This window comes from Steroidobacter sp., assembly GCF_016790065.1.
Taxonomy (GTDB): Bacteria; Pseudomonadota; Gammaproteobacteria; order Steroidobacterales; family Steroidobacteraceae; genus Steroidobacter.
Genome location: NZ_JAEUPY010000551.1, coordinates 1 through 1,777, shown reverse-complemented (window position 1 = coordinate 1,777; position 1,777 = coordinate 1). Strand labels below are relative to the sequence as shown.

At 61.2% G+C, this 1,777-nt stretch carries 2 protein-coding genes; one reads left to right on the top strand and one right to left on the bottom strand.

The annotated features are described in order from the left end of the window. On the top strand, window positions 1-1,164 hold a 1,164-nt coding region (locus tag JNL55_RS22735; RefSeq protein ID WP_293859383.1), incomplete at its 5' end, for a DUF6537 domain-containing protein. On the opposite strand, the gene JNL55_RS22730 is transcribed toward JNL55_RS22735, so the two are convergent. Then, on the bottom strand, window positions 1,161-1,777 hold a 617-nt coding region (locus tag JNL55_RS22730; RefSeq protein ID WP_293859380.1), incomplete at its 5' end, for a DUF6537 domain-containing protein. The two genes, JNL55_RS22735 and JNL55_RS22730, sit on opposite strands and share 4 nt — an antisense overlap.

Genomic DNA, 1,777 nt, shown 5'->3' with positions numbered 1-1,777 from the left:
AATCTTTATGACATGACCGGCCTCAGCCAAAAAGGCGGCGCGGTTTTCAGCCACGTTCGACTCAGCAAGGGACCGGGGCGAACTGTTCCCGCTCGCATCGGATCGCACGAAGCGCATTTGATGCTCGCTTGCGATGCCGTGGCCGCTACTCACAAAGACGCGATACAGACCATCGATGCCGACCGCACCGTCGTCATCGTGAATCGCGATGTGACTGCCACCGCGGACTTTCAGTCACGCGGTGACATGCAACTGGGCATCGAACCTTTGCTTGCGACGCTGACAAGTGTCTCTGGCGAGCGCCCACCAGAGGCACTGTCCGCCGGCCAGCTCGCCACGCGATTCCTCGGCGATGCGATCGCGACCAACATGATCATGCTCGGCTTTGCTTGGCAGAGGGGTCGCCTGCCGTTGTCGCGCGCGAGTCTCGAACGCGCCATCGCTCTCAACGGAGTGGCGGTTCCATTCAACCTGCGTGCCTTCGCGCTCGGTCGACTCGCCGCTGCATCGCCTGAGGCATTGTTACCCAGTGTGCCGAGTATAGATCTCGATACGTTCATCACTCGCCGCGCCGACGATCTGGCCGCCTATCAAAACGCGGCTTATGCCGCCAACTATGTCGAGTTGCTCCGTGAGGTTCGTCAAAGCGAAGCGCGCCTGGATCCCGGGGCCGAGCGCCTTGCCTGGGCCGTGGCACGGTCCGCATTCAAGTTGATGGCCTATAAAGATGAGTACGAAGTGGCTCGTCTGTATGCCGATGGACGCTTTCAGGCTGAGCTCACCCGTCAATTCGAAGGCGACGTCCGACTGCAGTTTCATCTCGCGCCGCCGCTACTGACGCGTACAGATGCTCGCACCGGTCGCCCTCGCAAGATCACGCTCGGCGCGTGGATGCTGCCGGTCTTTCGCTTGCTGGCTCATGGCAAGCATTTGCGCCAAACGCCACTGGATGTTTTTGGCTGGACCGCTGAGCGACGACTCGAACGCGCGCTGCGCGATACCTACCTGGCCTGGGTTCGCAGCGCCTGTTCGCAGTTGAACGCTGGCAACTACCAAACATTGGCCGAGCTGGCCGAGGCGCCATTGCAGGTGCGAGGCTTCGGGCCGGTCAAAGCCGAGGCGGCTCACCGACTGCTACAACGGATTCACAGCACGACTGCTTAAGAAGCCAGCGCGAGGTGCCCTTGCAGCGCCTCGCCTCGATCATCCATCAGTGCCTTGGTACGCGCCTGAGCCAACCATTCCGCGGTTTGCTTGGCCGCCGGCAACGCGAAAAACGCAGACCGAATCTCAGAGTAGTTCTTGAGACCGCGCTCGAACGTGTCGCCGTAGCCTTTGATGAGGCGCTGACATTTGACCCACTCGAGCCCGAGCGCATTGTCTCTCGCCGCCGCGGCGACCACATCCGCCAACCACAGTTCGATCCGCGCCTGCTCTTCGGCGTAGCGCAGCGAACCTCGGCGCATGACCCGAAGCTTCGCTAGCGTTCGCAGCACCAGGAACCATCGCAGGCTGGTCGTTTCAACATATCGACCCTTCTGGAAAAACCGCCCGAGTCCGCTCGACAACGATTTGGAGTCGAGGATGGCGCGCCCCAAACGACGCGGCAGCGTTTCACACACTTCTTGCAGCCGGGGGTGCATGAACTCGGTCACGCCCAACAGCTGTTGCTGTTCCGCTTTGACCTCCGAGCGAACTCGATCGATTCGAGTGCTGCGCGTCTTGAGATCGGCCACTCGAATGGTGTCTTCGTAACTCATCCACAACGCCAGGTGGC